At 37.8% G+C, this 25,895-nt stretch carries 40 protein-coding genes; 35 read left to right on the top strand and 5 right to left on the bottom strand.

Going from position 1 to position 25,895, the window contains the following annotated elements; genetic code table 11:
- Position 1 precedes the first annotated feature (1 nt).
- The 4 genes from TYM08_RS18750 (at position 2) to TYM08_RS18735 (ending at position 4,744) form a co-directional block, all read left to right on the top strand.
- Positions 2-700, top strand: coding sequence for a hypothetical protein (locus TYM08_RS18750; protein ID WP_422380679.1), 699 nt, complete (start codon positions 2-4; stop codon positions 698-700).
- Positions 690-1,457 (top strand): rhodanese-like domain-containing protein, encoded by a 768-nt coding sequence (locus tag TYM08_RS18745; RefSeq protein ID WP_422380678.1) that lies wholly within the window; start codon positions 690-692, stop codon positions 1,455-1,457. The genes TYM08_RS18750 and TYM08_RS18745 overlap by 11 nt, the downstream gene beginning before the upstream one ends.
- Positions 1,450-4,551: a hypothetical protein gene (locus tag TYM08_RS18740; RefSeq protein WP_422380677.1), complete on the top strand. Its 3,102-nt coding sequence runs from the start codon at positions 1,450-1,452 to the stop codon at positions 4,549-4,551. Before TYM08_RS18745 ends, TYM08_RS18740 begins: the two co-directional genes overlap by 8 nt.
- A gap of 97 nt (positions 4,552-4,648) precedes the next feature.
- Complete coding sequence (locus TYM08_RS18735) at positions 4,649-4,744, top strand: hypothetical protein (protein ID WP_422380676.1); 96 nt, start codon at positions 4,649-4,651, stop codon at positions 4,742-4,744.
- Here TYM08_RS18735 and TYM08_RS18730 read toward each other — a convergent pair.
- Positions 4,741-5,112, bottom strand: coding sequence for a hypothetical protein (locus TYM08_RS18730; protein WP_422380675.1), 372 nt, complete (start codon positions 5,110-5,112; stop codon positions 4,741-4,743). The two genes, TYM08_RS18735 and TYM08_RS18730, sit on opposite strands and share 4 nt — an antisense overlap.
- A 76-nt stretch (positions 5,113-5,188) precedes the next feature.
- Positions 5,189-5,755 carry a hypothetical protein gene (locus TYM08_RS18725; protein ID WP_422380674.1) on the bottom strand — a complete coding sequence of 189 codons (567 nt, stop codon included), beginning with the start codon at positions 5,753-5,755 and terminating at the stop codon, positions 5,189-5,191.
- Between the two features lie 388 nt (positions 5,756-6,143).
- On the opposite strand from TYM08_RS18725, the gene rpsJ reads away from it, so the two are divergent.
- The 28 genes from rpsJ (at position 6,144) to rplQ (ending at position 19,874) form a co-directional block, all read left to right on the top strand.
- The gene (gene rpsJ / locus TYM08_RS18720; RefSeq protein WP_422380673.1) at positions 6,144-6,455 is read left to right on the top strand and encodes a 30S ribosomal protein S10; all 312 of its coding nucleotides are present in this window, start codon (positions 6,144-6,146) and stop codon (positions 6,453-6,455) included.
- A 95-nt stretch (positions 6,456-6,550) separates the two neighbouring features.
- A complete protein-coding gene (gene rplC / locus TYM08_RS18715) occupies positions 6,551-7,186 on the top strand; it encodes a 50S ribosomal protein L3 (protein WP_422380672.1) in 636 nt (211 codons plus the stop codon).
- Positions 7,187-7,189: 3 nt separating this feature from the next.
- Positions 7,190-7,795, top strand: a complete 606-nt coding sequence (gene rplD, locus TYM08_RS18710; RefSeq protein WP_422380671.1) for a 50S ribosomal protein L4 — start codon at positions 7,190-7,192, stop codon at positions 7,793-7,795.
- Positions 7,792-8,088, top strand: coding sequence for a 50S ribosomal protein L23 (rplW, locus tag TYM08_RS18705; RefSeq protein WP_422380670.1), 297 nt, complete (start codon positions 7,792-7,794; stop codon positions 8,086-8,088). The genes rplD and rplW overlap by 4 nt, the downstream gene beginning before the upstream one ends.
- 14 nt (positions 8,089-8,102) lie before the next feature.
- Positions 8,103-8,924 (top strand): 50S ribosomal protein L2, encoded by an 822-nt coding sequence (gene rplB / locus TYM08_RS18700; RefSeq protein WP_422380669.1) that lies wholly within the window; start codon positions 8,103-8,105, stop codon positions 8,922-8,924.
- A gap of 85 nt (positions 8,925-9,009) precedes the next feature.
- A complete protein-coding gene (rpsS, locus tag TYM08_RS18695; protein ID WP_422380668.1) occupies positions 9,010-9,285 on the top strand; it encodes a 30S ribosomal protein S19 in 276 nt (91 codons plus the stop codon).
- A 15-nt stretch (positions 9,286-9,300) separates the two neighbouring features.
- Positions 9,301-9,630, top strand: coding sequence for a 50S ribosomal protein L22 (rplV, locus tag TYM08_RS18690; protein WP_422380667.1), 330 nt, complete (start codon positions 9,301-9,303; stop codon positions 9,628-9,630).
- A gap of 13 nt (positions 9,631-9,643) precedes the next feature.
- Positions 9,644-10,330, top strand: a complete 687-nt coding sequence (rpsC, locus tag TYM08_RS18685; RefSeq protein WP_422380666.1) for a 30S ribosomal protein S3 — start codon at positions 9,644-9,646, stop codon at positions 10,328-10,330.
- Positions 10,331-10,342: 12 nt separating this feature from the next.
- Positions 10,343-10,756, top strand: coding sequence for a 50S ribosomal protein L16 (gene rplP / locus TYM08_RS18680; RefSeq protein WP_422380665.1), 414 nt, complete (start codon positions 10,343-10,345; stop codon positions 10,754-10,756).
- A complete protein-coding gene (gene rpmC / locus TYM08_RS18675) occupies positions 10,756-10,947 on the top strand; it encodes a 50S ribosomal protein L29 (RefSeq protein ID WP_422380664.1) in 192 nt (63 codons plus the stop codon). The genes rplP and rpmC overlap by 1 nt, the downstream gene beginning before the upstream one ends.
- A gap of 2 nt (positions 10,948-10,949) precedes the next feature.
- Entirely contained in the window at positions 10,950-11,210 is a 261-nt protein-coding gene (gene rpsQ, locus TYM08_RS18670; RefSeq protein ID WP_425325073.1) for a 30S ribosomal protein S17, read from the top strand.
- Between the two features lie 40 nt (positions 11,211-11,250).
- Positions 11,251-11,619 carry a 50S ribosomal protein L14 gene (gene rplN / locus TYM08_RS18665; protein ID WP_422380662.1) on the top strand — a complete coding sequence of 123 codons (369 nt, stop codon included), beginning with the start codon at positions 11,251-11,253 and terminating at the stop codon, positions 11,617-11,619.
- Between the two features lie 35 nt (positions 11,620-11,654).
- Entirely contained in the window at positions 11,655-11,981 is a 327-nt protein-coding gene (gene rplX, locus TYM08_RS18660) for a 50S ribosomal protein L24 (protein ID WP_422380661.1), read from the top strand.
- Positions 11,982-11,996: 15 nt separating this feature from the next.
- Complete coding sequence (gene rplE, locus TYM08_RS18655; RefSeq protein ID WP_422380660.1) at positions 11,997-12,539, top strand: 50S ribosomal protein L5; 543 nt, start codon at positions 11,997-11,999, stop codon at positions 12,537-12,539.
- A 5-nt stretch (positions 12,540-12,544) separates the two neighbouring features.
- Positions 12,545-12,850 (top strand): 30S ribosomal protein S14, encoded by a 306-nt coding sequence (gene rpsN, locus TYM08_RS18650; protein WP_422380659.1) that lies wholly within the window; start codon positions 12,545-12,547, stop codon positions 12,848-12,850.
- A 79-nt stretch (positions 12,851-12,929) separates the two neighbouring features.
- The gene (gene rpsH, locus TYM08_RS18645) at positions 12,930-13,322 is read left to right on the top strand and encodes a 30S ribosomal protein S8 (RefSeq protein ID WP_422380658.1); all 393 of its coding nucleotides are present in this window, start codon (positions 12,930-12,932) and stop codon (positions 13,320-13,322) included.
- Between the two features lie 11 nt (positions 13,323-13,333).
- Entirely contained in the window at positions 13,334-13,867 is a 534-nt protein-coding gene (rplF, locus tag TYM08_RS18640; protein WP_422380657.1) for a 50S ribosomal protein L6, read from the top strand.
- Positions 13,868-13,879: 12 nt separating this feature from the next.
- On the top strand, positions 13,880-14,230 hold the full coding sequence (gene rplR / locus TYM08_RS18635; RefSeq protein ID WP_422380656.1) for a 50S ribosomal protein L18: 351 nt from the start codon (positions 13,880-13,882) through the stop codon (positions 14,228-14,230).
- Positions 14,231-14,240: 10 nt separating this feature from the next.
- On the top strand, positions 14,241-14,741 hold the full coding sequence (gene rpsE / locus TYM08_RS18630) for a 30S ribosomal protein S5 (protein ID WP_422380655.1): 501 nt from the start codon (positions 14,241-14,243) through the stop codon (positions 14,739-14,741).
- A 6-nt stretch (positions 14,742-14,747) separates the two neighbouring features.
- Entirely contained in the window at positions 14,748-14,933 is a 186-nt protein-coding gene (gene rpmD / locus TYM08_RS18625) for a 50S ribosomal protein L30 (RefSeq protein ID WP_422380654.1), read from the top strand.
- A 2-nt stretch (positions 14,934-14,935) separates the two neighbouring features.
- Entirely contained in the window at positions 14,936-15,370 is a 435-nt protein-coding gene (gene rplO, locus TYM08_RS18620; RefSeq protein WP_422380653.1) for a 50S ribosomal protein L15, read from the top strand.
- The gene (gene secY, locus TYM08_RS18615; protein ID WP_422380652.1) at positions 15,371-16,747 is read left to right on the top strand and encodes a preprotein translocase subunit SecY; all 1,377 of its coding nucleotides are present in this window, start codon (positions 15,371-15,373) and stop codon (positions 16,745-16,747) included.
- A gap of 27 nt (positions 16,748-16,774) precedes the next feature.
- Positions 16,775-16,888: a 50S ribosomal protein L36 gene (rpmJ, locus tag TYM08_RS18610; protein WP_422380651.1), complete on the top strand. Its 114-nt coding sequence runs from the start codon at positions 16,775-16,777 to the stop codon at positions 16,886-16,888.
- A 128-nt stretch (positions 16,889-17,016) separates the two neighbouring features.
- Positions 17,017-17,376: a 30S ribosomal protein S13 gene (gene rpsM / locus TYM08_RS18605; protein WP_422380650.1), complete on the top strand. Its 360-nt coding sequence runs from the start codon at positions 17,017-17,019 to the stop codon at positions 17,374-17,376.
- A 27-nt stretch (positions 17,377-17,403) separates the two neighbouring features.
- On the top strand, positions 17,404-17,796 hold the full coding sequence (rpsK, locus tag TYM08_RS18600) for a 30S ribosomal protein S11 (RefSeq protein ID WP_422380649.1): 393 nt from the start codon (positions 17,404-17,406) through the stop codon (positions 17,794-17,796).
- A gap of 18 nt (positions 17,797-17,814) precedes the next feature.
- Positions 17,815-18,435, top strand: a complete 621-nt coding sequence (gene rpsD, locus TYM08_RS18595; protein ID WP_422380648.1) for a 30S ribosomal protein S4 — start codon at positions 17,815-17,817, stop codon at positions 18,433-18,435.
- A 24-nt stretch (positions 18,436-18,459) separates the two neighbouring features.
- Positions 18,460-19,461: a DNA-directed RNA polymerase subunit alpha gene (locus TYM08_RS18590; RefSeq protein WP_422380647.1), complete on the top strand. Its 1,002-nt coding sequence runs from the start codon at positions 18,460-18,462 to the stop codon at positions 19,459-19,461.
- 26 nt (positions 19,462-19,487) lie between these two features.
- Positions 19,488-19,874, top strand: coding sequence for a 50S ribosomal protein L17 (gene rplQ / locus TYM08_RS18585; protein WP_422380646.1), 387 nt, complete (start codon positions 19,488-19,490; stop codon positions 19,872-19,874).
- Between the two features lie 64 nt (positions 19,875-19,938).
- Here rplQ and TYM08_RS18580 read toward each other — a convergent pair whose 3' ends face one another.
- Positions 19,939-20,847: a LysR family transcriptional regulator gene (locus TYM08_RS18580; protein WP_422380645.1), complete on the bottom strand. Its 909-nt coding sequence runs from the start codon at positions 20,845-20,847 to the stop codon at positions 19,939-19,941.
- 99 nt (positions 20,848-20,946) lie between these two features.
- Here TYM08_RS18580 and TYM08_RS18575 point away from each other — a divergent pair, with 99 nt between their 5' ends.
- The 3 genes from TYM08_RS18575 (at position 20,947) to mutY (ending at position 23,738) form a co-directional block, all read left to right on the top strand.
- On the top strand, positions 20,947-21,774 hold the full coding sequence (locus tag TYM08_RS18575) for a CvfB family protein (RefSeq protein ID WP_422380644.1): 828 nt from the start codon (positions 20,947-20,949) through the stop codon (positions 21,772-21,774).
- A 52-nt stretch (positions 21,775-21,826) separates the two neighbouring features.
- Positions 21,827-22,642 (top strand): mechanosensitive ion channel family protein, encoded by an 816-nt coding sequence (locus TYM08_RS18570; protein ID WP_422380643.1) that lies wholly within the window; start codon positions 21,827-21,829, stop codon positions 22,640-22,642.
- Between the two features lie 70 nt (positions 22,643-22,712).
- Positions 22,713-23,738, top strand: coding sequence for an A/G-specific adenine glycosylase (gene mutY / locus TYM08_RS18565; RefSeq protein WP_422380642.1), 1,026 nt, complete (start codon positions 22,713-22,715; stop codon positions 23,736-23,738).
- Between the two features lie 31 nt (positions 23,739-23,769).
- Here the strand turns inward: mutY and TYM08_RS18560 are convergent, their stop codons facing one another.
- A complete protein-coding gene (locus tag TYM08_RS18560; protein WP_422380641.1) occupies positions 23,770-24,903 on the bottom strand; it encodes a hypothetical protein in 1,134 nt (377 codons plus the stop codon).
- Positions 24,904-25,255: 352 nt separating this feature from the next.
- Complete coding sequence (locus TYM08_RS18555; RefSeq protein WP_422382848.1) at positions 25,256-25,435, bottom strand: hypothetical protein; 180 nt, start codon at positions 25,433-25,435, stop codon at positions 25,256-25,258.
- Positions 25,436-25,895 lie beyond the last annotated feature (460 nt).

Below are 25,895 nucleotides of genomic sequence, written 5' to 3'. Positions count from 1 at the left end.
ATTGAAAAAAGTTTATGGTTTGTTTTTCGTATTAGTTGTTCTGGTTTTACTTGTGGTGTTGTTTTACAAAACACATCAAGACAGACAATCAATTGAAAAAAAAGTGTCGGTATTTAGTGGATTTGTAAATCATGAAAAAGCAATCATCGAACAGCAGATGTTTGCACAAAATAATAAACAATGGCCTGCTAAGTTTAATGTTTCTTTTTTTGAAGACTTTATAGAAATTGAAATATTGATTCAAATACTAAGTGAACAAAGTGTAAGTGGGTTTGATTTGAATCAAGTGAAGCAAAACTGGTTAGATGCAATCGATGCAAAGTATAACAATCGATTTTCTGTGAATGCTTTTTCTGAAACGATACCTTTGGTATTTAAAGTGAAGTTTTCTTCATACAAAGGGGCGCATCGAGTGGTGGTTGGTAGTAATAGATTTGCCATTGATACACATCACTGGTCAGTTTTGATGGATGCAAATATAGCAGCGCATGAAGTGGGGCATTTTATTGGTGCATTTGATGAATATTCAAATGGAGCAACTAATGAAAAAGAAATTTATAAAGGTTCATTAATGGGAAAGAATACTAAAACAGGTGAAATGTTTCCTAGGCATTTAAAGTTAATTGAATCAAAATTAAGTGAAATTTTATCTACTAAAGCAGTAGTAGTATTACAAATGGAAAATGAATATGAAAACTAGAATAATAATTAGTCTGTTAATGAGCTTTTTAAGCGCTAACAGTATTGCTATATCTGTTGACCAATTAAAGGAGAAATTTGATCGTAACGAAAGGGTGGTTGTTATTGATTTAAGAACAAATCTCGAATATCAAAATAATCACATTGTTGGCGCTATTAATATTCCTTTTAAAATATTGAGTAATAAAAAATTTCCACCATTTAGCGCTGTTGTGATTTATGATGCAGGTTTGTTAAGTGATGATGCGAAAAATGCTAAATTGATTTTTGAGGAGAAAACGGGAGCTGATGTTGAGATTTTAGAAGGCGGTTTTGAAGCTTGGCAAAGTGTTCAAAAAAATCGAATTTCTAAATCTAGCGGATTAGAGTTGCCTGAAATTACTACTGTCAATTATCAGCAACTTATTGAAATTGATAAAAATATTAGTGTATCTAAAACAATAATCGATATCCGTAAATCTGTGGAGAAAGAAAGTATAAAACTGCATTTTAATAATTATTCAATAATTGAAGCACCGATGCCTGTTTATGATGAAGTTATATCTAAAGAAATTTGGAATGAGTTAAGCATTGATCTACAAAATAAACAAAACGTGGTGGTTGTGGGGGACGGTGATCATATTGCTGATCGATTAGCTGTGTATTTATCAGGTAATAAAAATATTATTGTTTTACTTCTTGGTGGAGGCGAAAAGAGCTTGTCAGTAAAGGGTGAGATAAAGCAGAAGTCTCGTACAGATGGGGTGTCTTATGAATAAATTATTAGTAATAATATTTGGATTGACCTTTACATTAAATTCTATCGCTGAAGTTAAACAAGAAAATATTTTTATAACAGATATTGGAACAACTACGTTTACAGTAGCATGGTACCAAGATAATGCCGATGAAGTTGAAGTTGAGTTTTTAAATGAGTCAGGGCAAATAAATGAATCGATTATTTATTCGACTGAATATTCTCAAATGAATTTGAGATGGGATTCAAACTTAAAGCAATACCAAAATCAAAATTTAACAAATGAAATTTCGCAATCATTAAATGATAATGGATTAAGGCGAGTAACTTTTTCAAATTTGAAGAAAGGGCAAGAGTATTTAATCCAATTAACTGTAGATGATATCGCAATAAGTGATGTTATTAATATATCAACAGCTTTAGAGAGTGAATTTTTATTAAGTGGTGAGCAATTATTATTAACTCTTCCAGTCGATACAATAAATTATTTAGTAGTAGTTACAAATGAAATAAATAATCAAGCAGTGAGTTCAGTTATTAGCTCAAGTGAAACGGCTATTAATTTAAATGCAATAATAAGTGATGCTAATAATTCTTTTGATGTGAAAGTGATTAACGAGTTTGGGTTTGAGCATGTAGGTTTGAATTTTGAGTTTGATTTAAATGTAGAGTTTAATGTAGTAAGAACTCATCAATACGAAATATTTGATACTAATGAATCGCCGGTATTAACAGCTTTAATACATCAAGGAAGTTTATACGATGACCAAATAATTGAGCTTTCTAGTTCAGCAAATGATTTAGAGCAAGGAGATATTTCTAATGAAATTATTTGGCAATCTAATTTAGAGGGTGTATTAGGACAAGGTGCTGTAATTGATGTAATGCTAATGCCAGGTGAGCATGTTATCTCTGCATTGGTACGAGATAATCAAGGTAAATTTAACTCATTAGATTTAGTTTTGAATATTCTAGAAAGCGACAGTGATAGTGACGGATTCAGGGATAAGCTGGAGTTTCAGTATTTTTCAGATTTGACTCAAACATTAGAAACAGATTTTGATAATGATGGTTTAAATAATTCTGAAGAATTAGGTTATGGGCTAAACCCGGCGATCTTTGATTTAGTATTAACTATGCCGATGGTTAATGCCCCACTTAACTCTTCTGAAATATTTGAAGATTCAATAGCGCCTTTTTTACCTGAATTATCTGTTGTGAATGCTTCTCATATTGAATTGATACAAGTCCAGTATATATTTGAGTTAAGTTCGGAATCTGATTTTTCTAATGTTTTAGCTTCTAGTTTAATTGATGAATCTAATATCAATACAACGTGGCTGTTAATGGAAGATGAACTAACAGAAGCGCTAATTGATAATCAAACTTATTATTGGAGAGCACGAGCTCAATCTATAACGAATACTCCTATTTTAACTGATTGGGTTTATGCAGATTTTTTTATTAATTCACAAAATGATGCGCCAGTATACAATGAAGTCATCCCCTTAAATACTCAGATTAGTAACGTTCAGCCTGAACTTTTTGTTTCAGGTATTAGTGATATCGACAATGATGATTTAACTATTCAATATAGAGTTTACGATTCAAATGATTTATTGATTGCTCAATCTTCAGCACTTAGTGTTCCAAGTGATGGAAACAGCTCTTGGACTCTTGATGTGTCATTGATAGAGGATACTCAATATTACTGGTTGGCTGAGATATCCGATTCAAATGATCAGGTTATTACTTCAAATGCTGAAATTTTTGTTAGTACTCAAAATCATGCACCACTTGGTTTAGGCAATCTATCTCCTAATGGAGAATTAAGCACATCATTTGCTGAACTAAGAAGTGATGCGGCGATTGATCCTGAAGGCCAAGCGGTAAGCTATATGTTTGAATTGGCAGATAACAATTTATTTGATGATGCGACTTCAAAAGAGGTGCTTGTTGAAATGAATGGTTCGGTTATTTGGAGTGTTTCTGATTTGGTTGAGAATCAAATGTATTATTGGAGAGTAAAAGCGAGTGATAATACTGTTTCAAGTCAGTGGTTAGAGTCCGAGTTTTTTGTCAATGAAACAAATGAAGCACCTGAACAAGTTTTGCTGCAATCACCAGCAAATTTGGCGACACTTAATACTTTAGTATTTCCGTTAGAGGTGTTTGAAACATCCGATGTAGATTCAGATTCCGTAACATATATTTTTAATATGTACTCTGATATCAATTTAGAGGATAGCGTACTTTCAATGGAATCGGATTCAACAAGTATCACAATTGAGTCAGGAGTATTGTCAAATAATCAGAATTATTATTGGAATGTAATTGCTGTGGATGAGGAGGCGCTTCAAAGTGCGCCAAGTGATACTTTTGAATTTAATATTATGCTTCCTATTTTAAATCAAGCTCCAAGGTTTGAGTTTGTTTTCCCTATTGATCAAGAAATAGTGGAAGCACAATTTGTTACTATTCAATGGGAAGATGAAGATGAAGATAGCAATGCTTTGATTTCATTGTTTGCCGTTAGTGATGCTCAGCGTATTGAAATTGTGGCTGGGTTAGAAGAGGATCTAGATGGTAAAAATGATTCTTATGAGTGGAATCTTCAGGGGGTGGACGCTGGAGATTATAGAATTGAAGCTCACCTTTCAGATGAGGAACACGATGTAGAGTTTGAAAGTTGTTGTTTTATTACTGTGTTGGAAGTAGTTGTTGATATAGTTGTTGATCTTGATTTTGAACAGCTATTTGTAGGAGAGTCACATTCTATTTTAGCAAGTGCTGTCACAAATACTGGAAATGATGTTTCTGAAAATTTGGTTTGGACATCTTCATTAGATGGAAATGTTTCGAATTCTTCGGTTTTGGGTACTCAATCGTTAAGTGTTGGTGAGCATGAGATAAGGTTATCTGTAATTGTTGATGATATTAAGTATGAGCATTTGATTCAATTAACAGTCTTAGATGTAGTTGAGTCTCCTGAAGATCCAGAGTTACCTGAAGAGCCTAAGGAGGAGTCTGGAAGTATTTCTGCATTAGTTCTGATTCTAATGTTAATCTCCCTTTGGTTTAGAGCGGTTACAAGAAATCGCTTTTTTAATGTTTGAAAAAGAGTGATTTAAGTACATTAAATTACCTAGCGTAATCGATGATGTTAGTGTTCATTTCATTGGTTATGCTTGGTTAATATAAATAAAATTTTGGATGAAAATCGGCATGATGACTGAGCTTCATCCAGAGTTAACTTTTAATCAGTTGGTTAAAAAGCTTTTGCTAACAACTAAATCGTCCTCAATTTAGGGTGATGATCGATGAAGTTTAGGCAAGTCAAAATCAAAACCCCCCAAGAAATTGAATATATGCGTGAGTCGGGCAAATTGCTTGCTCAGGTGTTTGCTATGTTGAATCAAAAAACATTGCTTGGTGTGTCCACTATGTAAATTCATGGTTGTTAGGCTTTGTAGTGCCTGTTTTAGTTTCGGTGCTTTTGGCTTAGTGCTAGCTGGTTTGTGTTTAGCGGGCGCTTTATTTTTGGTAGCTGAGGCTTTAGGCTTTTTGTCGTCGGCTTTCGCCATGGTGATTCTACTTTTGACTATTTTGAGACGAGCAATTATAGCAACAAGTGTGGCAAAAATTGCTTGTGTATTTCGATAGTTTTGTTGTTGCAAGAAAGGTGCGTGATAGTTATCGTGATTTCGTCAGATCATAGGTGCTAATTGTTATGATCTGACGCAAGTAATGTTGTCATTTAAAGTAGGCGTTTCGCATGATGGCATCAGAACGAGCTGAGATTTGATCAAATGTATTTGCGCCTACAGACGTTAAAACGCTTGAATATAAGTTTTGCTCTTGTTTTAAAATATACATAATTTGCACGATTTCAAGACCGTCTTCGGTAATGTGTGAAACTTTAAATGAGCGCATATCTAATTCAGTCGGACCAATAAAATCAGTGCGATCGACAACTATCAGCTCTTCGGTATTTAATTCTTTTATGAGTTCTTTTTTGATGTTGTTCATAATGAAATCATAGGTAAGTAATTTCATATACGGATTGGTTTCATGAGAGCTTAAATAAAAACCCATTAATGTTTCTCCATCCCAAAGATTAAGGGTTGGCTCGTCAAGATCCATTTCCGTTAATGTTTGAATTGTAAAATCTGGGTCTTTGACTTTGGTGTAAAGGTTTTCGGCGATTAAGTATTCAACAGGTTTAGATGTGTGTGTTAGGCTGGATGCGCCAGATTGGGTGTCGCTTTGGCAGCTTGCTAAAAATAAAATCGAGATAAATAGTGCGGATAATATCTTCATGGTTTGTCCATATCGGTTTGAGGAGTGTTGATTATAAATAATTCGAAAATAAATTGAATGCTTTTGTTTATAAAAAATGGGTGATTATCAATAGCGTTGTAAAGTTGACGATTGTCCTAAAGCTAAAAAAGGGAAATGAAAAAGGAGTAGATTGTTTGTGTGGGGAAGGCTGGTAAATAAGGGCTTTAAGCCAATTGTTTTATCGATTCTTATATATAGAAGGAAGAATGAATACTTAAAATGAAACAGAAATAACAATAAGGAAGCGTTTTGTACAAATAAAAACCAATTAAATTGTTGACCCATTTCCCAAACGCCCATATAATGCGCCACCCCTAAATTTTAGGGTCAAATCGTTTTTTATTTTAACAATGGAGTTTTGGTTAACATGCAGAACCAGAAAATCAGAATACGCCTTAAAGCGTTCGATCACCGTTTAATTGATGCTTCGACACAAGAAATCGTTGATACCGCCAAGCGTACAGGTGCTCAAGTTCGCGGACCAATCCCTTTGCCAACACGTAAAGAGCGTTTCACAGTATTAATCTCACCACACGTAAATAAAGATGCACGTGATCAGTACGAAATTCGTACTCACAAGCGTACTTTAGATATCGTTCAGCCTACTGAAAAAACAGTAGACGCGCTAATGAAGTTAGATTTAGCGGCAGGTGTAGATGTACAAATTAGCTTAAGCTAATTTAAAGATAGCGCGGAAATACTTTCGCGCTCTCTAGTGTAACGTCAAGCGTGACGGCCATAGTGGGTTAAGCCCCGTACATAAGAGAGGAAAATATGTCATTAGGTCTAATCGGCCGTAAAGCAGGTATGACTCGTGTCTTCACTGAAGACGGTCAATCTGTTCCGGTCACCGTAGTTGAGGTTTTACCCAACCGCGTATCCCAAGTTAAGACAGTAGAAGTTGACGGCTATAACGCTGTTCAAGTAACTGTCGGTTCAAAAAAAGCAAGCCGTGTTACTAAAGCACAGGCTGGCCACTTTGCAAAAGCTGGTGTTGAGTCAGGTTCTTTAACTAAAGAATTTCGTCTAGACGCTGAAGCGACTCTGAAAGCAGGTGAAGAAGTTTCGGTTTCTTTATTTGAAGCAGGTCAAAGCATTGATGTAACCGGTACCTCTAAAGGTAAAGGTTTCCAAGGTGGTATCAAGCGTCACAATTTCTCAATGCAAGATGCGACTCACGGTAACTCGTTGTCTCACCGTGCGCCAGGTTCTATTGGTCAATGTCAAACACCAGGTCGTGTTTGGAAAGGCAAAAAGATGGCTGGACACATGGGTTCTGAACAAGTTACTACACAATCATTATCAGTTGTAAAAGTTGATTCTGAGCGTGGTCTTATCCTTGTGAAGGGTGCTGTTCCGGGTGCTCCGGGCGGTTTTGTTGTGATTAACTCATCGGTAAAAGGAAAATAAGCAATGAATATTACTATTGCAGGTTCTTCTAATTCCGTTGAAGTTTCTGACGCGGCATTTGGTAAAGAATACAATGAAGCATTGGTACACCAGGTAGTTACAGCTTATTTAGCTGCTGGCCGTCAGGGTTCACGTGCTCAAAAAACTCGTAGCGAAGTAAGTGGTGGTGGTGCTAAACCATGGCGTCAAAAAGGATCTGGTCGTGCCCGTGCTGGTACAATCCGTTCTCCTATCTGGCGTTCAGGTGGTATTACTTTCGCAGCTAAGCCACAAGATTGGTCTCAAAAAGTTAACAAAAAAATGTATCGTGGTGCGATCAAATCAATTCTTTCAGAATTGGTTCGTAGCGATCGTTTAATCGTTGTTGACGAATTTACTGTTGAAAGTCCTAAGACTAAATTGTTCATTTCTAAAATGAATGACTTGAACTTAGACAGTGCTTTAATCATTTCTGATAACGTAGATAAGAACTTGTTCTTAGCTGCTAGAAACGTACCGAAAGTAGACGTGGCAGATGCAGAAAGCATTAACCCAGTAAACTTAATTGCATACAAAAAAGTGGTTATCACTGTTGCTGCAATTAAGCAAATTGAGGAGTCATTAGTATGAATCAAGAACGTTTATTAACCGTATTAGAAGGTCCGCATATTTCTGAAAAAGCGACAATTGTTGCTGATGGAAATGGCCAGTACGTGTTTAAGGTTGCTATTGACGCAACTAAATTAGAAGTGAAAAAAGCCGTTGAGTCATTTTTCTCAGTTAAAGTCGACACTGTTCGTACTTTGATTCAGAAAGGTAAGACTAAGCGTACTCGTCACGGAATGGGCAAGCGTAAAGACGTGAAAAAAGCGTATGTACGTTTAATCGAAGGTCAAGAAATTGACTTTCTTAACCAAGATTAATCGGAGTTGAGATCATGGCTTTACAAAAATGTAAACCAACATCAGCGGGTCGTCGTCATTTAGTAAAAGTGGTAAACCACGAATTACATAAAGGTGCACCGTACGCTCCGTTGTTGGAAAAGAAATCTAAATCAGGTGGTCGTAACCACCACGGTCGTATTACGACTCGTCACATCGGTGGCGGTCATAAGCAACATTACCGTAACGTAGATTTCAAACGTAACAAAGATGGTATTGTTGGGACAGTTGAGCGTCTTGAGTACGATCCAAACCGTAGCGCGAACATTGCTTTAGTATTGTACGCAGACGGCGAACGTCGTTATATCATTGCACCTAAAGGTGTGAGTGCAGGTACTCAAATTGAGTCGGGTGAATTCACTCCGATTAAACCAGGTAACTGTATGCCAATCCGTAGCATCCCTGTTGGTTCTGTGATTCATTGTATTGAAATGAAGCCAGGCAAAGGTGCGCAGATTGCTCGTTCTGCTGGTACTTCTGCGCAACTAGTTGCTCGTGAAGGTACCTATGCAACATTGCGTTTACGTTCAGGCGAAATGCGCAAAATTTTAGCTGATTGTCGTGCAGTATTGGGTGAAGTAGGAAACTCTGAGCACAGCTTGCGTCAATTAGGTAAGGCTGGTGCTTCGCGCTGGCGTGGTGTTCGTCCAACCGTTCGCGGTGTGGTAATGAACCCTGTTGATCACCCGCACGGTGGTGGTGAAGGTAAGACTTCTGGTGGACGTCATCCTGTGACGCCATGGGGTGTTCCTACCAAAGGTTACAAAACACGTAAGAACAAACGTACTGATAAATATATCGTTCGTCGTTCTAAGTAATAAAATTGCGTCATTGTTCTTGATGTTCAGTGGCGTTTATTTAGTTGCTATATTTTTTTAATGATTAAACAAGAGGAATAGGCCAGTGCCACGTTCACTTAAAAAAGGTCCTTTCGTTGACCTTCATTTAATGAAAAAGGTAGAGGCTGCATTGGAATCAGGCGAAAAACGTCCAATTAAAACTTGGTCTCGTCGTTCTACAATCTTCCCAGACTTTGTCGGGTTGACCATTGCAGTCCATAATGGACGCCAACACGTTCCTGTATTTGTCACAGAAGATATGGTTGGTCATAAACTTGGTGAATTTGCTGCTACACGTACCTATAAAGGTCACGCTGCAGACAAAAAAGCCAAACGCTAATTAGAGGAGTAAAAGATGGAAGTACAAGCAGTATTACGCAGTGCACGTTTTTCAGCTCAAAAAGCTCGATTAGTGGCCGATCAAATTCGTGGTAAAGCAGTAGCTGAAGCATTAGATATTTTATCGTATAGTCCGAAACAAGCGGCTGTAGTTGTGAAGAAGATATTGGAATCTGCGATTGCCAATGCTGAGCACAATGAAGGCGCTGACGTTGATGAGTTACGAGTATCAACCATTTTTGTCGATGACGCGCCAGTAATGAAACGCATCCGTCCACGTGCTAAAGGCCGTGCGGATCGCGAATTAAAACGCAGCTGTCATATAACAATCAAAGTAGCTGATTAATAGGAGACGTAACATGGGTCAGAAAGTCCACCCTACGGGGATACGTCTTGGTATCGTTAAAGATCATCGTTCCATTTGGTACGCGGATTCAAAAAGCTACAGTAAAAAGCTTGTTAACGACATTCAAGTACGTGACTATATCGAAAAGAAATTGATTAAAGCTTCAGTTTCAAAAGTTGTCATTGAGCGTCCAGCTCAAAACGCTAAAGTAACCATTCACACTGCCCGTCCAGGCATAGTAATTGGTAAAAAAGGTGAAGACGTTGAAGTATTAAAACAAGAATTATCCAAAATGATGGATATTCCTGTTCACATCAACATCGAAGAAATTCGCAAGCCTGACTTAGATGCAAAACTAGTAGCACAGGGTGTTGCTGGTCAGCTTGAGCGCCGTGTAATGTTCCGTCGTGCTATGAAGCGCGCAGTTCAAAACGCAATGCGTGGTGGCGCAAAAGGCATCAAGATTCAAATTGGTGGCCGTTTAGGTGGTGCAGAGATCGCTCGTTCTGAGTGGTATCGTGAGGGTCGTGTACCTTTGCATACGCTTCGTGCGGATATCGATTATGCAGAATACCGAGCTGATACTCAGTACGGTGTTTTGGGTATTAAAGTCTGGATCTTTAAAGGCGAAATTTTAGGTGGTATCGAAGAAGTTCGTGCTAAAGCTAAATCACAGCCTAAAAAGCGCGCTGGTAAGTAGGAGTAGTATAAAATGTTACAACCTAAACGTACCAAATTCAGAAAAATGCAAAAAGGCCGTAACCGCGGTCTAGCGATTCGTGGTTCCAAAGTTAGCTTTGGTGAGTTTGGTCTTAAAGTTACAGGTCGTGGTCGTATCACGGCTCGTCAAATCGAAGCAGCACGTCGTACGATGACTCGTCACGTAAAACGTGGTGGTAAAATCTGGATCCGAGTTTTCCCAGATAAGCCTATTACATCGAAGCCTTTAGAGGTTCGTCAAGGTAAAGGTAAAGGTAACGTTGAATATTGGGTTTGCCAAGTTCAGCCTGGCTATATCCTTTATGAAATGGATGGTGTTACTGAAGAATTAGCGCGTGAAGCATTTGCTTTAGCTGCTGCGAAACTTCCAGTTGCCACTACTTTTGTTAAACGGACGGTGATGTAATGAAAGCAACAGAACTTCGTGAGAAATCAGTAGAAGAGCTAAACAGTCAGTTATTAGATTTGCGTCGTGATCAATTCAAGATGCGTCTACAAAAGACTACGGGTCAGTTGACTCAGTCTCATCTGCTTAAGCAACTTAAAAAAGACATAGCACGTGTTAAAACGTTGCTAACTGAAAAAGCAGGTGCATGAAAATGACAGAATCTAATGCTCGTTTAGTTACAGCACATGTCATCAGCAATAAAGCCGATAAAACAGTTACTGTTTTAGTTGAGCGCAAAGTTAAGCATCCAATCTACGGAAAGTATGTTAAACGCTCTACAAAGCTTCACGCACATGATGAAAAAAATGAATGCCAAATTGGTGATTTAGTGACGATTCAAGAATCTCGTCCTTTCTCAAAAACCAAAACTTGGAACCTAGTTCGTATAGAACAACGTGCAGCTAGCCTTTAAGGCTAGTGTTGCCCGTCAAATTTGATATGGGATTTGAAAAATGATTCAAACACAGTCAATGCTAGATGTTGCGGACAACAGCGGTGCTAAAAAAGTCATGTGCATTAAAGTGCTTGGTGGCTCGCATCGTCGTTACGCTGGAGTGGGTGATCTAATTAAAGTTACTGTAAAGGAAGCAATTCCACGCGGTAAAGTTAAAAAAGGTCAGGTTATGACAGCAGTAGTTGTTCGTACGAGAAAAGGTGTAAGACGTCCTGATGGTTCTTTGATCCGTTTTGATGTAAACTCAGCTGTAATTCTTAACGCAAACAATGCGCCAATCGGTACTCGTATCTTTGGCCCTGTTACACGTGAATTACGTACTGAAAAATTTATGAAAATCATTTCCCTGGCGCCGGAAGTTCTTTAATAAAGAATGAGACGGTAGCAGGAAGCGAGTAAAATATGAATAAGTTAAAAACAGGCGATGAAGTAGTAGTTATCGCTGGCCGTGATAAAGGCAAAACTGGCAAGATCGTAAAAGTGATTGCTGGTGATCGCAAAGGTAATAGTGTTGTCGTTAAGGGTATCAACCTTGTTAAGCGTCACACTAAACCGAATCCACAGGCTGAACAGCCTGGTGGAATCATTGAAAAAGAAGCTGCAATTGCAATTTCTAACGTAGCGATTTTTAACCCTGAAACTGGAAAAGGCGACCGTGTTGGTTTCCGTATTCAAGAAGACGGCGCTAAAGTTCGTATTTTTAAATCTAACCAAAAAGTTATTGGTTAATAAGAGGAGCACAACATGTCAAGTCGTTTAGAAACCTTGTACAAAGAAACTGTTAAAGCTGCTCTTGTTAAAGAGTTAGGTTTAGCGAACGTTAGTGAAGTGCCTAAAATTACCAAAGTGACATTAAATATGGGCGTTGGTGAAGGCATTGGTGATAAAAAGCAAGTTGAAAATGCTGTAGCTGATTTAGAATTGATTGCTGGTCAAAAAGCAGTTGTAACTTTGGCTCGCAAATCTATTGCTGGTTTTAAAGTGCGTGAAGGCTGGCCTATCGGTTGTAAAGTGACTTTACGTCGTGACCGTATGTGGGAATTCTTAGATCGTCTAGTTGATATTTCTCTACCTCGTGTACGTGATTTCCGTGGTATTAACCCGAAATCATTCGATGGTCGTGGAAATTACAGCATGGGTATCAAAGAGCAAATTATCTTTCCTGAAATCGAATACGATAAAGTTGATAAATTGCGTGGTTTAGATATTACTATTACCACATCCGCTCGTACTAATGATGAAGGTCGTGCTTTATTGAAAGCACTTTCTTTCCCTTTTAAAGGATAAGAATAATGGCTAAAGAAAGCATGAAGGCTCGTGAAGCCAAAAGAGCAAAAACGGTTGCTAAATTCGCTGAAAAGCGTGCAAAAATTAAAGCAATCATTGCAGACGTGAATGCATCTGATGAAGAGCGTTATGACGCACAAATTGCGTTACAACAGCTTCCTCGCGATGCAAGTCCATCACGTCAACGCCGTCGCTGTCAAGTGACTGGTCGTCCTCACGGTGTATACCGTAAGTTCGGACTATCTCGTATCAAACTTCGTGAAGCCGCTATGCGTGGTGATGTACCAGGTCTGAAAAAAGCAAGTTGGTAAGCTAGACGGCAGATTGGGGGATTAACCACGTTTTCGTGCCCCCCAACATCGCGTTTCGCTGCACAATAGGAAAAATCGTATGAGTATGCAAGATACGCTGGCAGATATGTTTACACGTATCCGTAATGGCCAGCAGGCGGGTAAGAAAACCGTCTCTATGCCTTCTTCTAAAGCAAAAGTGAACATTGCTAATGTATTAAAAGAAGAGGGTTATATTTCTGAAGTTGAAGTTGAAGCAGGTGCTAAACCTATTTTGACTGTTACATTGAAATATTTCGAAGGCAGATCAGTTATTGAAAGAATCAAGCGCATTAGTCGTCCTGGTTTACGTCAATATAAATCTAGCCAAGAACTTCCAAAAATCGAAAACGGCTTAGGTGTAGCAATTATTTCTACATCAAAAGGTGTTATGACTGATCGTGCGGCCCGTAAATTGGGTATCGGCGGTGAAGTTCTTTGTGAAGTTTTCTAAGGGGAAATAATATGTCACGTATAGCAAAAGCCCCTGTCAATGTGCCAGCTGGTGTTGAAATCAACATTGATGGCCAAACAGTAAAAGCAAAAGGCGCTCAAGGTTCTTTAGAAATCGTTTTAAACGATTCGGTTGCCATTGCTCAAGAAGATAATCAATTAAAGTTAGCACCAAAATCAGGTTCTAAAAACGATGTAGCACAAGCGGGTACGGCGCGTTCATTAGTGAGCAACCTTGTAACTGGTGTTTCTGAAGGTTTTAGCAAGAAATTGTTGTTACAAGGTGTCGGTTATCGTGCCAAGGCAGATGCTAAATCTGTCAATCTAACATTAGGTTTCTCTCACCCTGTTGATTACGTTTTGCCTGAAGGCATCAAAGCAGAAACGCCAACGATTACTGAAATCGTGATTTCTGGTGCGGATAAACAAAAAGTGGGTCAAGTTGCTGCGGAAATTCGCGCTTATCGTCCGCCAGAGCCTTATAAAGGTAAAGGTGTTCGTTATGCTGATGAGTACGTTCGCAGAAAAGAAGCTAAGAAAAAATAAGGTAGGGCACTGATGATTTCTAAAAAGACATCTCGTTTACGCCGCGCTAAAAAAACACGTGCAAAAATTGCAGAGTTAGGTGTTTATCGTTTAAGCGTAAATAAGAGTTCACAACATACCTATGCACAGATCATCTCTCCATGTGGCGGCAAAATTATTGCTTCAGCTTCAACGGTAGATAAAGATGTTCGTTCAGGTGTGACAAGCAATATCGCTGCAGCTACAAAAGTAGGTGCATTAATCGCTGAGCGTGCTAAAGCTGCAGGTGTTGAATCTGTTGCGTTTGACCGTTCTGGTTTTAAATTCCATGGTCGTGTAAAAGCTTTAGCTGAAGCTGCTCGCGAAGCTGGACTTAAATTCTAAGGGTTGAATGATGGCTGAACAACAACAAGCAGGCGGCGAATTACAAGAAAAATTAGTTCAAGTAAATCGTGTAGCCAAAGTAGTAAAAGGTGGTCGTATATTTGGTTTTACCGCTCTAACCGTAGTTGGTGATGGAGAAGGTAAAGTTGGATTCGGTCGTGGTAAAGCGAAAGAAGTGCCGATTGCAATTCAAAAGGCAATGGACAGCGCTAAACGTAACATCGTTAATGTTGCAATCACTAATGGCACATTACAGTACGCTGTAAAAGCTCGTCATGGCGCTTCTAAAGTGTACATGCAACCAGCTTCTGAAGGTACTGGTGTTATTGCTGGTGGTGCAATGCGTGCAGTTTTAGAGATTGCAGGCGTTCATAACGTATTAGCAAAATGTTACGGTTCTACTAACCCAGTAAACGTGGTTCGTGCAACAGTTAAAGGTTTAGCGCAAATGCGTTCTCCTGAAGATGTTGCTGCTAAACGCGGATTATCTGTTGATGAGATTTTGGGGTAACCGACAATGGCTAAAAAAACAATGAAAGTTCAACTGGTTCGTAGTCCAATTGGCACTTTGCCAAAGCATAAGCTTTGTGTACAAGGTCTTGGTCTTCGCAAAATTCGTGAAATTGTTGAAGTAGAAGATACTCCATCAACTCGCGGAATGTTGAACAAAGTTAATTACATGGTTCAAGAAGTAGGAGAATAATAATGAATTTAAATACATTAAGTCCTGCTGAAGGCGCAACGCATAGCTCAAAACGTGTTGGTCGTGGTATAGGTTCTGGCTTAGGCAAGACTTGTGGTCGCGGACACAAAGGTCAAAAGGCTCGCTCTGGCGGATCTGTAAAACCTGGTTTTGAAGGTGGTCAAATGCCTTTACAACGTCGTTTACCGAAATTCGGTTTCACGTCACGTAAAGCAAGATTTGCTGCAGAATTGCGTTTAACTGATATCGCTAAAGTAACAGCGGACGTAATTGATCTAGCAGCTCTTAAAGAAGCTGACTTAGTAGGTCAAAACATTAAAACTGTTAAAGTTTTCTTGTCCGGTGCTATCGACAAAGCGGTTTCATTAAAAGGTATTTCAGTGACTAAGGGCGCATTAGCGGCCATTGAAGCTGCAGGCGGAAAAGTAGAGGCCTAAATGACTAAGCAAGGTACAGTATCTCAAGGTAATACTAGTGGAAAAGGTGAACTACGCGCGCGATTGTTGTTCGTATTACTAGCCATTTTTATTTATCGTATTGGTACTCATATTCCAGTCCCTGGAATTAATAATGCAGAATTTGCAAAGACGTTCGAAAACTTACAAATCTTGGAAATGTTTAACTCATTTTCAGGTGGTGCGTTAGAGCGTATGAGTTTATTTGCATTGGGGATTATTCCATATATATCTGCATCCATCATAATGCAGTTATTGACGGTGGCTGTACCCTATTTAGAGCAGTTGAAAAAAGAAGGCGAAGCTGGGCGTCGTAAAATCACACAATTTACAAGATATGGAACGTTGCTTTTGGCATCGGTTCAGGCCTTTTTCATTGCTGCTGGTTTCGCGGGTTCTCCCGGTACTGAAGGTACAAGTTTGATATACCTAAATGCTAATGGTGAAGTGCCATTAGCGTTCTATATTGGAGCGGTTACAACATTAACTTGTGGTACGATGTTCTTAATGTGGTTAGGTGAGCAGATTACCGAGCGTGGAATTGGAAATGGTATATCCATTTTGATTTTCGCTGGTATTGTTTCAAGCTTACCAGGTGCGATGGTTTCATTGTTTAACGCTGCTAACCCTGCTGAGGGTGGTAGTTCAATGGAGTTGTGGCAAGTGGCCTTCGTAGCGGTATTTGCTCTTGCGGTTGTTGCATTTATTGTATTTATGGAGCGCGGTCAGCGTAAAATAACGATCAATTATGCAAAAAGACAGCAAGGCAGACAGATGATGGCAGCTCAAACGAGTCATTTACCTATCAAGGTGAATATGGCTGGTGTGATCCCTGCAATCTTTGCCTCAAGTTTATTATTGTTTCCACAAGCGATGGGTGGTTTCGCAGGTGAAAAAACAGGTGGTGTTTGGGATGTATTAAATACAATTTCTAAATTGCTTCAGGTTAATACACCTTTGTATTACATCGTTTTTGGTGGTGCAGTAATTTTCTTCTGTTATTTCTATACAGCGGTTACTTTTAATCCAAAAGATGTGGCAGAAAATTTAAAGCGTTCGGGTGCGTTTATCCCTGGGATTCGTCCTGGTGAGCAAACTTCGCGTTATATCGATGGGGTGTCAGCACGTTTGACCTTCTTTGGTGCTTTATATATTGCCGCAGTTTCATTATTTCCTCAAAGTATTGTATCAGGCATGAATGCACCGTTCTTTTTCGGTGGTATGTCATTATTGATCGTCGTTGTAGTGGTAATGGATTTTGTAGGGCAAGTGCAGTCGCATCTGATGAGTAGTCAATATGCGTCACTGATGAAAAAATCAAACCAAAAAGGTGACGGTGGCGCGGGCTTGTTCCGTTAAGCAATCACTCAGTATTTGGAGTTAAACATGAAAGTACGTGCATCAGTTAAAAAAATGTGCCGTAATTGTAAAATTATTCGCCGTAACGGTTCAGTACGCGTAATTTGCGTTGAGCCAAAACACAAACAGCGTCAAGGTTAATCTTTTTTAGATAAACTTTTTAGAAAGCTTATTGTTTTTTTAATTAAATTCATGTAAGCTTTCGCGCCCTTTGTGACGGTCGTCTATTAGGTAATAACTACTTAATAGCTTAAATCGGAGTATATCGAATGGCCCGTATAGCAGGTGTCAACGTTCCAGACCACAAACATGCCGTTATCTCTTTAACGTATGTATATGGTGTTGGTCGTACAACCGCAAAACAGATCCTTTCATCAACTGGAATTGATCCAGTTAGAAAGATCGGTGACTTATCTGAAGATGAGTTAGATCAAATTCGTGACGAAATTACTAAAACTATTACAGTTGAAGGTGATCTACGTCGTGAAGTACAAATGAACATCAAGCGATTGATGGATTTAGGTTGCTACCGTGGCATACGTCACCGTCGTAGTTTACCTGTTCGTGGTCAGCGTTCTAAAACGAATGCTCGTACACGTAAAGGTCCAACTAAACCAATTCGCAGATAATATTAATTTTTTTATAGGAAATCGAAGATGGCTAAGCCAGGTACGACACGTACTCGTAAAAAAGTTAAAAAGCAAGTGGCTGATGGCATTGCCCACATCCATGCGTCTTTTAACAATACGATCGTGACTATAACGGATCGCCAAGGTAACGCCCTCAGTTGGGCAACTGCCGGTGGCTCGGGTTTCCGTGGTTCTCGTAAAAGTACTCCTTACGCAGCTCAGATTGCAGCTGAACGTGCGGGAGTAGCAGCACAAGATTACGGATTAAAGAATCTGGACGTTGAAGTAAAAGGTCCAGGACCAGGTCGTGAATCGGCTGTTCGTGCATTAAATGCATGTGGTTATAAAATAACCAACATCACAGATGTAACACCGATCCCACATAACGGCTGCCGCCCACCTAAAAAACGTCGAGTTTAATAGAGGAGCAATAAGAATATGGCACGTTATATTGGCCCAAAATGTAAATTATCACGCCGTGAAGGAACAGATTTGTTCCTTAAGAGTGGTGTTCGTGCACTTGAAAGTAAGTGTAAATTAGAAACAGCTCCTGGTGTACACGGTGCACGTCGTGGTCGTCTTTCTGACTACGGTGTACAATTACGTGAAAAGCAAAAAGTACGTCGTACATACGGTGTATTGGAAAAGCAATTCCGTAACTACTACAAACAAGCAGCCCGCTTAAAAGGTGCTACAGGTGAGAACTTGTTGCAACTATTGGAGAGTCGCTTAGACAATGTTGTTTACCGTATGGGATTCGGTTGTACTCGCTCTGAAGCGCGTCAATTGGTATCGCATAAAGCAATTACTGTTAATGGACAAGCTGTGAATATCGCTTCTTTCCAAGTAAAAGCAGGTGATGTTGTTTCTGTGAGAGAAAAGAGCCTTAATCAATTACGTATTAATAGTGCATTAGAGATTGCAGGCCAACGTTCTCCAGTTGAATGGGTTGATGTTGATGTTAAGAAGAAATCTGGTACGTTCAAAGCAGTTCCAGAACGTTCTGAATTATCTCAAGAAATCAACGAAAATTTAATCGTGGAACTTTACTCGAAGTAATAACACTGCTAATTAGGGGCAACTATGCAGCGATCAGCAAACGAATTTTTAACTCCTAAGAACATTGATGTTCAGGAGCTTAGCTCAACAAGAGCTAAAGTAACGTTAGAACCCTTAGAGCGTGGTTTTGGCCATACTTTGGGTTCTGCGCTACGTCGCATTCTTCTTTCTTCATTGCCGGGTGCCGCGATTTCAGAAGTTGAAATTGAAGGTGTCTTGCACGAATACAGCGTACTTGAAGGGGTTCAAGAAGATGTTTTAAATATCTTATTAAACCTTAAAGGCGTAGCGATTCGTTTGTTTGATCGCGAAGAAGCAACGTTAACATTAAGTAAGTCAGGTTCTGGCGTAATTACTGCTGCTGATATCCAATTGGATCATGGCGTAGAAATTACCAACCCTGACCACGTTATCGCGACGTTAGGTGCAAGCGGTTCATTGAATATGACTCTTCATATCACAATGGGTCGTGGTTATGTTCCAGCAAGCAGTCGTCAAACTGGCGATGAAGAGAGTAAAGCCATTGGTAAACTTCAGCTGGATGCTTCTTATAGCCCAGTGTTGCGAGTTGCTTATGTAGTGGATAATGCTCGTGTTGAACAGCGTACTGATCTTGATAAATTAATCTTAGATCTTGAAACTAATGGTACTGTAGAACCAGAAGAGGCGATTCGTCGTGCTTCAACTATTTTACAACAGCAATTAGCTGCATTTGTCGATTTAGACAATGAAGTGGAAGCTGAGCCAGTAGTTGAAGAAGATTTAATTGATCCAATATTGTTGAGACCAGTTGATGATTTAGAGCTTACAGTTCGTTCTGCGAACTGTTTAAAAGCAGAGAATATTTATTACATTGGTGATTTGATCCAACGTACTGAAGTTGAACTTTTGAAAACTCCGAATTTAGGTAAAAAATCACTTACTGAAATCAAAGATGTTTTAGCATCGAAAGGTTTGAGCTTAGGTATGGTGCTAGAAAACTGGCCACCTGCTAGCCTAAGAAGTGATGACAAAGTTCTTGTCTAACCAAATTTGTAGTTGAGGAATTGTAAATGCGTCATCGTAAATCCGGTCGTCATTTTAATCGTACTAGCTCACACAGAAAGGCTATGTTTCAAAACATGGCTAACTCTTTGTTTGAACATGAAGTGATTAAGACGACCTTACCAAAAGCAAAAGAACTTCGTGCAGTTGCGGAGCCATTAATAACATTAGCTAAGAAAGATTCAGTAGCTAACCGTCGTTTGGCTTTTAACCGTACTCGTTCAAAAGATTCAGTGGGTAAATTATTCACTGATTTAGGCCCTCGTTACCAAGCGCGTCCAGGTGGATATATCCGTATCCTAAAATGTGGATTCCGTACTGGTGATAATGCTCCAATGGCAATCGTAGAATTAGTCGATCGTCCTGTAGCAGCTGAGGAAGTATCAGAAGATTAAATGCTTCTGATCTGCCAATAAAAAAAGCCAGCATTAGCTGGCTTTTTTTATATCTTAAAGAATATTATTCATAATATCTGTCTTGGGCAATAAAACTCATAAGTTCTATAAATTTTTGAGTTTTTGCGGGTAAGTGTTTACGTGAAGGATACATCAAATACACGTCCCACGAGGATACATCCCAATCTTCAAGAACTTGAACTAACTCACCATTTGCTAGTTCTTCTGCGCATGAAGTAACGACTAATCTGCCAATACCATACCCATTTAAAATGGCAGATTTAACCGCATCTAAATTATTTACGACAACAGATGGTTTTGGAGAAACTATAATGTTTGTTTCTCCTTTTTGTAATTGCCAAGTGATATATTTAGTATTTCGCTCTAAAGTTGATACGCATTTCACTTGGTTCAAATCTTCAGCAGTTTGAATGTTTTGCTCAAAAGTGTTGCTACACACTAGGATAGTTTTAGGTGTGACGATTCGTTTGGCGATTAATGAAGAATCTTTTAAAGGTTCATTAATGACATAATTAAATACAATGTCATACTCCTCAATTCTTGGATCAACAAAACGATCGGTCATTCTTAAATCAATCGTGACTTCGGGGCAAAGTTTTTTATAACTATGAATGATGTCTGTTATGATGCTTGCGCTAGTGGTGGCGGGCATTGAAACTCTTAGTACCCCATGAGGCTCATCGTTTTTATGAGCTAAAAAAGCACTTAATGATTCCAATTCATTATTAATACTTTTCCCGTAACGTAATATTTCATTGCCTATTTCAGTAACTTGAATGCCTTTGGTATTTCTAGTTAATAATTGATAACCAATTTGACCCTCTAAGCTAGCTAAGCGTCGGCTAATTGTTGAAACAGGAATATTATTCAACAGGCTTGCTCTTGATAAGCTTCCAAGTTGCGCGACTTGTGTAAATAAGATCAAATGATCACTTTGAATGTTGGGCTTCATAAGTCAGTCAATTAATTAGAAAAAGATATTATTACTAATAATACAGAACTGGTCTAGCTTAGCGTATAATTTAATAAATTTAATTAACGAATCTCGAATATGAAAATCGGCCAATATAATCAACTAACAGTAAAAAAAATTATCGATCAAGGCGCACTATTTGATGGTGGCGAGTTTGGCGATGCCTTTATGCCTAAAGGGCAAATTACACAAGAAATAACCCAGGGACAAGAATATAAAGTATTTATATATCTTGACCGAGATGAAAAAATTATTGCTACGTTTATTAATCCAAAGGCTGAGGTAGATCGTTTCTCCTGCTTAAAAGTGGTGGATGTCTCTGAAGTTGGTGCGTTTTTAGACTGGGGCTTGCCTAAAGACTTGTTTGTGCCATTTTCACAGCAAAAGCATAAAATGGTTTTGGGTGAGTCATATGTCGTCTTTTTATATTTGGATGATCAAAAAAATAGAATATGCGCATCAAGTCGTTTAGATCAATTTATTGAAAAAGAATTTATAGAATTAAAACAAAATCAAAAAGTTGATTTATTAATAGAAGCTGCGACGCCATTAGGATATAAGGCCATTATTGATGATTATCATTTTGGGGTAATTTTCAAAGATCAAACGCCTCAACCGCTTCAAGTAGGGCAGCGAATGAAAGGGTATATCAAACGTGTAAGAGAAGATAAAAAAATAGATTTAAGTTTAATGAAAGTAGGAATTGAAAAATTTGATGATACCCAGCAATTAATTTTGAAAAAATTAGAAGAAAATAATGGTGTCTTAAATTTACATGATAAATCAACACCAGAAGATATTTTTAAAATATTAAAAATGAGTAAAAAAGTATTTAAATCAACAATTGGACAGTTATATAAGTCAAAAGTAATCGATATTAAAAAAGATGGTATTTATAAACTGTAATAAATAAATGATACAATACTGAAAATAATTAATTAAATAATGGGAAAATAAAATGAATGTACAAGAGATTATCGATTACGGCACAAATATCGCCTTAACACATGGGCCTGGTTTATTAAAAGCAATTATTGTTTGGGTTGTGGGTGTTTGGCTAATTAATTTATTAATGAATGGCTTTTCTAAATTAATGGACAAAAGTAAGCTTGATCCATCGTTAGTACCATTTCTAAAAAGCATTGCTAGTATATTATTAAAAGTCATGTTGGCAATTACTGTATTAAGTATGCTAAATGTTGAAATGACGTCCTTCATTGCAATATTAGGTGCTGCCGGCTTAGCAGTTGGTCTTGCGTTATCTGGTACTTTGCAAAATTTTGCCGGTGGTGTAATGATCTTGATTTTCAAGCCATTTAAAGTGGGTGATGTAATTGATGCTCAAGGTTATACGGGTAAAGTAAAAGAGATTCAAATTTTTAATACAGTAATGACAACTCCTGATAACAAGACAATTATCATTCCAAATGGTGGATTATCAACAGGTTCATTAACGAATTTTTCAACTGAACCAAAAAGAAGAGTAGATTGGACTGTAGGCATTGCTTATGGAGATGATGTTGACTTAGCGCGTGCTGTTATTAAGAAATTATGTGATGCAGATACTCGAATTTTAAAAGATCCTGAAGTGGTGATTGTTGTAAAAGAATTAGGTTCTAGTTCAGTAAACTTTGCCGTTCGTGCATGGGTTGAAGCAGCTGATTATTGGGATGTATTTTTTGTAATGAATGAAAATATTTATAAAACATTCGGTAAAGAAGGGTTAAATATTCCTTTTCCACAAATGGATGTGCATTTACATCAAGCAAAATAATAAAAATAAATAATCAAACTAGCCGTGTGAGATAATATCCGCACGGCTTTTTTTATGAATGAAAAAAATTATGACAACACATTTTAGTAAACAAGTTTTAGATTGGTACGAAATTCATGGAAGAAAAGATTTACCTTGGCAGTTAAATAAAACACCTTATCGAGTTTGGTTGTCCGAAATAATGTTACAACAAACTCAAGTTGTGACCGTAATTAACTATTTCAAACGATTTGTACATACATTCCCCGATGTCGAATCCCTAGCCAAGGCAAGTGAAGATGAAGTACTGCATTTGTGGACTGGACTTGGTTATTATGCGCGTGCGCGTAATTTACATAAATGTGCAAAAGCAGTGATGTCAGACTTTGGTGGAAAATTTCCAGACAACCAAACCGACTTAGAATCCCTTTCAGGAATTGGACGTTCAACAGCCGCAGCGATTATTTCCTTGGCGTTTGAAAAACCTGCAACGATTTTAGATGGTAATGTTAAACGCGTGTTAACTCGTTATAAAATGGTCGAAGGCTGGCCTGGAAATAAAAAAGTCGAAAATGAATTATGGGAATTGGCTGAAAATTTAACACCTAAAACCGATAATGCTGAATATACTCAGGCCATGATGGATTTAGGCGCAACCCTTTGTAAAAGAAGTAAACCACGCTGTGAAGAATGCCCAGTCAAACAAGATTGTTTTGCACGATTAGAATCAAGACAAAAAGAGTTTCCTAATTCTAAACCTAAAAAAGATAAACCCACCAAATCAACATTTATGTTAATTCAGCTAGATAAACTTGGGCGAATTCGTTTAATAAAAAGACCATCAAAAGGGATTTGGGCTGGATTATATAGTTTTCCAGAATATGAAAAAATTGACGACATTGAAAAATTAATGGGGTCAGACAATCATAAACTAGGAAGTTTTAAACATACTTTTAGCCATTATCACCTTCAGGTTCATCCAGTTGTAGTTAAAGGTTGTGATTCAAATGAAGTGCGAAGCGATGATAATGAAATTTGGTATCATCCAGAAGTCACAGAAGAAATTGGATTAAATGCGGTAGTATTGAAAGTGTTTAAAAAATTAAAGGACATCTAAATTTAGATGTCCTTTAATTTAAGAAAGCTATTTACTGTTTCCAATATAATGTTACCCAATAAGGCATCATGTGCATACCGACGCTTAAATTATTATCAAAAGTGTACATAGCGCCTAAATCAATATAAACATTTTCAAATGGAGCGGTTGTTGGAAGAGATTCAGCATTATAAAATGGATCATAAATCACTTCGGTAATCAGTTTTAAGCGTTTATTTAAATCAATATCAATAGCAGCATAAGCTCGATGAGATTGCGCGCCTTCAACAAATTTAGCAGAAGCGCCCATTGTGTATTGCACGCGACCTTTCGAATCTGAACGAGTTTTTGCGTAACTGGTTGCTGCAAAAACTTCAATCATTGGCATGAATTCTTCGTACGAATAAAAAGTATATTCATCATTATTTAATTCAGTTAAAGGCGTATAAGTATTGTCGTAATAACAAGCATCCGGATTGTTTAATTCAGGGCAATATTTGGTTTCTTTATGAAAATTCGTTAAGCGCCAATTAGAGTGAGCATGAAATCCAACGCTTGCTGTTAACTGCCTTTTCCAATTGCCCAAATTTAAAATTCGAAATTTAGGTCTTAAGTTTACATTTTGGTAGAAAAAACCATCATAACGAGTCGAAACTTGAAAACTATCCGAAAATGCATAACCCACTGACAGGCCGCTGATATAAACGGTATCTTTTTTGAGGGTGTTGCCCGTAGGATCTCCAAAGACATCGATCAAATAATCTTCAGCTAAAACAAATTTATCATCGGCATTATTGTTATTAGTTGTTTTTTCATTGAAATCAACAACATCTTTTTTATCAATAGTAATTACACCATAAGTTGTTTTAATTACTAATTCTTTCGGTGTTTCATTTTGAATGGATCCTATTACCACTTCACCAGACTTTAAAGACACTGTAATTTTTTTAACAAGGAGGTCGTTTTTATTGATTGTTGTTTCACCAAAGCGCGTCATTAAAATAATTTGATCGGCATCTTCGTTGATTAATGAACCTGTAATGATAGATCCATCTTTTAAATTATAAGTTTGAGTTTTTTGATTATTATTGGTGTCATCTGTTGATGATTCGGACATTGAAAGCTGAGAAGCTCCAAACATGACTAAAGTGAAAAAAACTAAATTTACCGAGTGAGAGAATTTCATAATCGTGCCCTTGATTGAAAGTTCTGTAGATTATACGTTGTTATATAGTTGAATAAAGTTAAATAAACGAGACTGAATTCAAACTATCGAATGAATAAAAATTAAACCCTTCAAGCCCTTTAGTTTACAGTCTTTTAATTAATTCAAAACGTGTTGCATATATACAAAATGAATTTACTTAATTGCGCTGCTAACAGGAGGTTGATCAAACCAATCTAAAATTTCTTGATATTTTTCATCTGTAAAAATTCGCCTATGTTGAGTAGTTCTTATTTTAATATCCAGTAATCGTACGCGTTTAATCTAATCTAATTTGCTTCGTTTAATGGCATCCAACGCTCGTGAAATCCTTTCATTTTACTTGTGTGACTTTCGGATCTACCAAATAAAGTGGTGCATCGGTTTCTTTAGATGCTGCCCATACTTTGCCACTCATTAATACTCTGCACTTTGAGTCGTATATATGAAAATTTCCAGAAGAGTGTAGATAATGATCTGGGATCATTTCAAAGCTCTGTGTGTCTAAATTTATGTGAATTCAAACTGTTACAGGTGCAGCAACATAAATTTGAACATAGCCATATTGTTCATGGCAAAATGACGAATAAACCCTTACCAAATCCAAGGGAGTGTAATCTGGCTTCTGGCAATGCTTGATATCTTGATCGCTGTTCGATTGATGTCCGAGACTAAATGAATTGTATTAAGCGCCAAGTCTTGAATGAAATTTGTAATGGCTGCAAATCCAACAGTAGCTTGATCTGCTTTTGAAGTAATTGCACTAGCATTTTTTGGAGATGGGGTTAATTGTTAGATGATTGTTTAAAGATTGTTGTTATAATGTAAAGGTGTAAAGGTATCTGAGCGGCAATAACAAATACAGGTCGAAGTTGAGGTATTAGTGCTTTTTTAGTTGAGTGAGTTGGATAAAAGTAGTATTAAATTCTAATTGTGCAAATGAAAGACCAACGAATTAGCAGTTTACAAAAATA

The sequence above is a fragment of the Marinicellulosiphila megalodicopiae genome (genome assembly GCF_045862395.1).
Taxonomy (GTDB): Bacteria; Pseudomonadota; Gammaproteobacteria; order Pseudomonadales; family Natronospirillaceae; genus Marinicellulosiphila; species Marinicellulosiphila megalodicopiae.
This window is presented reverse-complemented; position numbering and strand designations above follow the sequence as displayed.